This is a genomic window from Vibrio sp. RM-69-4 (assembly GCF_024743775.1).
GTDB lineage: Bacteria > Pseudomonadota > Gammaproteobacteria > Enterobacterales > Vibrionaceae > Vibrio > Vibrio anguillarum.
The window spans coordinates 1-4,973 of sequence record NZ_JAMQXI010000012.1 but is presented as its reverse complement, the minus strand read 5'-3'; the positions used below and the strand labels follow the sequence as shown (position 1 = coordinate 4,973).

At 41.4% G+C, this 4,973-nt stretch carries 6 protein-coding genes; 5 read left to right on the top strand and 1 reads right to left on the bottom strand.

Annotation, left to right across the window (positions count from 1 at the left end):
* The first annotated feature begins 1,203 nt into the window (after positions 1–1,203).
* The 5 genes from NB504_RS01145 (at position 1,204) to NB504_RS01120 (ending at position 4,007) form a co-directional block, all read left to right on the top strand.
* Complete coding sequence (locus NB504_RS01145; protein ID WP_258428098.1) at positions 1,204–1,944, top strand: PhzF family phenazine biosynthesis protein; 741 nt, start codon at positions 1,204–1,206, stop codon at positions 1,942–1,944.
* A 204-nt stretch (positions 1,945–2,148) separates the two neighbouring features.
* Complete coding sequence (locus NB504_RS01140) at positions 2,149–2,538, top strand: VOC family protein (RefSeq protein WP_088729594.1); 390 nt, start codon at positions 2,149–2,151, stop codon at positions 2,536–2,538.
* A 154-nt stretch (positions 2,539–2,692) separates the two neighbouring features.
* Entirely contained in the window at positions 2,693–3,112 is a 420-nt protein-coding gene (locus tag NB504_RS01130; RefSeq protein ID WP_258428097.1) for an N-acetyltransferase, read from the top strand.
* Between the two features lie 154 nt (positions 3,113–3,266).
* Complete coding sequence (locus tag NB504_RS01125; protein WP_170895745.1) at positions 3,267–3,548, top strand: hypothetical protein; 282 nt, start codon at positions 3,267–3,269, stop codon at positions 3,546–3,548.
* Positions 3,549–3,800: 252 nt separating this feature from the next.
* Entirely contained in the window at positions 3,801–4,007 is a 207-nt protein-coding gene (locus tag NB504_RS01120; RefSeq protein WP_017048743.1) for a DUF1289 domain-containing protein, read from the top strand.
* Between the two features lie 119 nt (positions 4,008–4,126).
* Here the strand turns inward: NB504_RS01120 and NB504_RS01115 are convergent, their stop codons facing one another.
* A complete protein-coding gene (locus tag NB504_RS01115) occupies positions 4,127–4,357 on the bottom strand; it encodes a PAS factor family protein (protein WP_013868597.1) in 231 nt (76 codons plus the stop codon).
* Positions 4,358–4,973 lie beyond the last annotated feature (616 nt).

The window sequence follows — 4,973 nt, the reverse complement described above, 5'->3', positions numbered from 1 at the left end:
CTTTAGTACAAAATTGAAGTTTAGTGTTTACAGTGTGTTTTTTGAGTCCGGCGGTGCGTTGTCAACCCCTTAGCCGGGCGTTAGCTGGGGTTAAGAAAAATCATAAAATTAAGCGCTTATTTTTCTTAGTCAGAGGCTCTAGCTTTACACCTGAAAGTCAGCACTTTTCCATGTATCTCGCCAGTGGCACTGTTCGTGAAGCGCTCGAACTAACCGAAGTCTGTTTACGGGAAGTGGTGTGTTTGTTTATTTCTTTGGTGTGGCTTCTTTGGTTTTGAAGCTCTTTCGCGCCTAAATGGGTTTTGAGCACTTGGTTGTTGGCTTCTTCGAAAGAATTCTTTGTAAATTCAAGTCCTAGAAGCTCGCCAAGTTTTCCTGTTATTTCTTCTTTGCCAAGTGCGTTTCGTGGATTAGGTTTTAGTTTCTAAATTGTCCGTTTTACTTTGTCGTTTGAAACAATAATGTGTTTTAAATTAGGCCGTTGGGTAGTCAATCTCCGGCTAAAGTGCAGCAGCTAACAAACGGCTCAAGAGGGATTGCCAACGCGTGGCGACTTTAGTGCAAAATTGCAGTTCAGTGTTTACAGTGTGTTTTTTGAGTTCGGCTATGCGTTGTCAACCCCTTAGCCGGGCGTTATGCAACTCAGGTAAATTTAGGGGTTCAATCTTTTAGGATTTCTCCGGCCATTCGTTTGGTGTTGTCGGCAAATGAGCATTTTCACCCTCAAATTCGTGGTTAACTTAAATCGTAAAACAGGCAAGGTTCTTTGTTTGCCTCAATCAGTTTTAGCGCTGGCGCGTTGTAAATTCAGTGGGCGCAAAGTGTGGAAAGGGCAAGCTTATCGAGTATTTCGCATTTGCTGAAAGTCTTGCTTGTTGAGTTTGTCTCATTCAAAAGCTTGGTTTGTTGTTGAACGGTGGACTTTGTTTTGGCGGCTTATTTATCATGGCTCTGGCTTGGGTTGGTTCTTGAATCACTCAACCATTGCAATTGTGGCTTTTGGTCGTGTAAATTCAGCTTATCTCATTGAATTTGCATAACAAACGGCTCAAGAGGGATTGCCAACGCGTGGCGGTTTTAGTGCGAAATTGAAGTTCAGTGTTTACAGTGTGTTTTTTGAGTCTGGCGGTGCGTTGTCAACCCCTTAGCCGGGCGTTAAATTGCAGTCAAGGATGGTGGATTATCAAAATTGATATTTATGATGTGTTTATTGGCAAATCGGCCTTTGGCAATCCTTGCGGGGTACTAGAGCTAAATGGCTGGCTTTCCGATAGCGAGTTACATCAAATAACCCGTGAAGTTGGACAGCCTGTGACTTCTTTCATTACTCACGTCGACGGACGGTTTCACATTCGTTGGTTTGCATTGGATGGTGAAATTAATCTTTGTGGTCACGGGAGTTTAGGCGCTGGTGCAGCGATCCTTTCTAAGTACCAACTGGAAAATGTAGTTTTTAACAGTAAATACGGTGAAGTGGTGATTTCTAAAAGAGATGACCAATATTCATTGGTATTACCAAGTTGGGAAGCAAAGCCTTGTGCCGTTCCAGTAGAAATCTCTGATTTAGCGACGGATGCGATTGATGTTTTTTCTACCCGAGACTTAGTCTTGGTTTTGCCTTCGGTGGAGGCTGTCATGAATTTCCAGCCAGATGATGATCGCTTGAGAGAAATCAACGAATACCATGCTCTGATTGTAACGGCTGCAAATGGTAATAGTGGTTATGTTCTAAGATACTTTGCTCCCAAAATTGGCATATCTGAGGATTTAGCAACAGGCTCAGCACAATGCTCTCTTGCACCGTATTGGTTTAAAAAACTTGGCTCCGACGCATTGAATGCGCGTCAACTTTCAATGTCAGGTGGTTATTTTGAAGTAGAGAGAACAACAGAAAATTCAATTACAGTATTTGCCCAATCAAAGCGGCGAGCAATTGCAATTTAACAAACGCCTCAAGAGGGACTGTCAACGCGTGGCGTTTCCAGTCCCAATGAGCCGAAGTGGTTACGTTGTTGTGATTGAGTTTTGTGGTAATGCGTTGCCAGCCCCTTAGGCGGGCGTTATAGCTTATCTCACATTTCAACCTAGACATTGCTCAATTGATGCCTCAAAGTAAATCCCGATTTTTGCTCAACAAAAGGAACAAGTATGTTTAGTCATATTATGATTGGCTCCAATGATATTGAAAAATCTAAGGTTTTTTATGACGCCATATTGTCTGTTTTAGGTTATCCATCGGGTGTTATCGATGCTAAAGGTCGCTGTCTTTACATAAACAAAGATGGTGTGCTTGGAATTACGAAGCCAATAAATGGAGAGCTGGCGACTCATGGTAATGGAATGACAATTGGCTTAAAAGTCAGTAGCCCAGAGTTAGTGGATTCATGGCATGCAGCAGGCTTAGCTAATGGCGGTGTAGCTTGCGAAGATCCTCCAGGTCTCAGGGTAAGCGGAGAAAGAAAAATGTATCTAGCTTACTTACGCGATCCAGCAGGAAATAAGCTGTGTGCAACGCATCATATTTCTATGGGCAACTAAAGCACCGCTATAACAAACGCTTCAAGAGGGACAGCCAACGCGTGGCATTTTTATCATGCGTTGGTTTTTGTGATTACGGTGTTATGCGGAAAGTTAGTAGTAGCGTTGTCTGCCCCTTAAGCGGGCGTTATATACCCACGGAGAAATCAGCGCCATGAGAATCACAGAAGTATCTCAACCAAATGATAGCGACTTTGAAGCGCTAAAAAACGGACTCAATGGATTCAATGAAATTCATACCGGTACGTTGCACCGAGAAACCATATCTTCTTTCGTTAAAGATAGCGCCAACCAAACCGTTGGCGGAATCCTAGGTGAAATTAAGTGGGGTTGGTTATACATTCAGGGGCTTTGGGTTTCTGATTCTGTTCGGTCAAACGGCTTGGGTTCAAAGCTACTACAACAGCTTGAAAACTATGTTCAATCAAAAGGTGTCACAAACTACCGTTTGGAAACAACGTCATTCCAAGCCTTAGACTTTTATAAAAAACAAGGTTATGTTTTATTTGGTCAGTTACCGGATATGCCTCCAACTTTTACAAGCTACTTTTTAAAAAAGCAAACGGGTATATAACAAGCAATTTAAGAGGGATTCTCAACGCTTGGCACTTTTGCTTCTACTTCAAATTTAGTGTTTATGGCACAATGCGTTAAGTTGTGTGGAGGCGTTGTTCACCCCTTAATTGGGCGTTATATTTTTTTAAGTTCAGCAACCAAAAGGATTCATGATGAACGTGGATAAAGCGAAAAAACGCATATTGAAACGAGTACAAAGAGGTTTCAAAGGTTATCCGCAAATATCATTAGAGTATTTCGGTAAAACGACGGACTTGGCGACCGAAGTCGTTATCACCTTTTTACCTGAAGAAAATGCTGATCCCCAAATACAACGTTTTACAAGTGACAAAGATGCCCGCGAAGACGAAGCGATTCAATCTGTATTGCTAAAAATCATTGAGCGTGCGGAAGCTGCTACAGTTTTGGAAAAGCAAGAAATATCAGTTTGTTAATGGTTTTTCGGCAATCCTAAACAGTCGGTCACGTTAGCGTAGAGAATGAAAATATAACAAACGGCTCAAGAGGGATTGCCAACGCGTGGCGACTTTAGTGCAAAATTGAAGTTCAGTGTTTACGGTGTGTTTTTTAAGTTCGGTGGTGCGTTGTCAACCCCTTAGCCGGGCGTTATGTGCTAGTGTACGCCGAATTCTTTACTATGATTTCATTAATAAAGACTACTGCGGAAATGTGATAGGATTTTTGTTATGGAAGATAGGAAAATGAGTGAGGTCGAAGAGCCCAAGTCACCGTGTATTAAACAGTGCTGTTTAGATGAAATGGATATTTGTTTGGGATGTTTCAGATCGTTGAATGAAATCATTGATTGGCATTCTTCAACGATAATTGAAAAGAACAAGATTCTTATTGCATGCCGTCAAAGAAGGGAGTTGTCTCAAAAATCGAGGTTTTAGTTTTCTCTAAAAGTATTACTAGTGATAATTTTGTCTAAATTCGTTGAGAATTTGTTAGAAAATGAGCATATAAAAACGGCCCTTGACGTTGTGGGCCGCTGATATTTAGTAATGCAAGGCTAGTGCTCAGGTGTTTCTAGCAGCTTAATGGCACTTTCAACTGCATTATTGATCGCTTGGTCATTTTCAAGTTTTCCTGAACTTGCTGGCCCAAGGGCTCTAGAGTATAGAGCTAATTGTTTGTCCAAAGGCAAGCCCAACTGTTCATACAGATTTTCGCGAATTTTTGCATGTTGTTCAGGGTCTTGGTTTGCAAGGCTAATAAGAGTTTCATAAATAAGAGCTTTCATATCATGTCCATTTTATTATAGTTAACTTGGTGCGTATGGATTATAGCTGAGCCCTTAATGTAAATCTTGTGCAACAATCACATAACAAACGGCTCAAGAGGGATTGCCAACGCGTGGCGGCTTTAGTGCAAAATTGAAATCCAGTGTTTACGGTGTTTTTTTGAGTCTGGCGGTGCGTTGTCAACCCCTTAGCCGAGCGTTAGGCAAAGTGAGTTTTTATCAGCTAAAACGAGTTTGAATTGAACGGTAAATTCCATGTTCTCCGACTGAACTTAAGCAATAAATCGTCATCACATATTTGTTGTTTCTTGATCGCGTTGGGTTGTTTATCGTTGTGAATTTAGCGGCAAAATAACCTTCAGCATCCAAACGTCCGCCGAGCATGCTACGCTCGTCATTTTTCTTCCAAACCGCTTAATTTGAGTTTTTTGTTTCTTTGCTGATTCAGCATTTTGGTTTATAAATGAATCGGTTAGTTTGTTTCAAATTTACAAAAAAGCTCGTTCTTTGGTTGTGAAAGTCTCGGTGTCAATTGGTTGGCCTAACAAACGGCTCAAGAGGGATTGTCAACGCTTGGCGACTTTAGTGCAAAATTGAAGTTCAGAGTTTACGGTGT

Bases quoted from the DNA above. Each gene is read 5' to 3' on its own strand.
- NB504_RS01115 (WP_013868597.1), bottom strand. From the start codon at position 4,357: ATGAAAGCTCTTATTTATGAAACTCTTATTAGCCTTGCAAACCAAGAC.
- NB504_RS01125 (WP_170895745.1), top strand. From the start codon at position 3,267: ATGAACGTGGATAAAGCGAAAAAACGCATATTGAAACGAGTACAAAGA.
- NB504_RS01130 (WP_258428097.1), top strand. From the start codon at position 2,693: ATGAGAATCACAGAAGTATCTCAACCAAATGATAGCGACTTTGAAGCG.
- NB504_RS01140 (WP_088729594.1), top strand. From the start codon at position 2,149: ATGTTTAGTCATATTATGATTGGCTCCAATGATATTGAAAAATCTAAG.
- NB504_RS01120 (WP_017048743.1), top strand. From the start codon at position 3,801: ATGGAAGATAGGAAAATGAGTGAGGTCGAAGAGCCCAAGTCACCGTGT.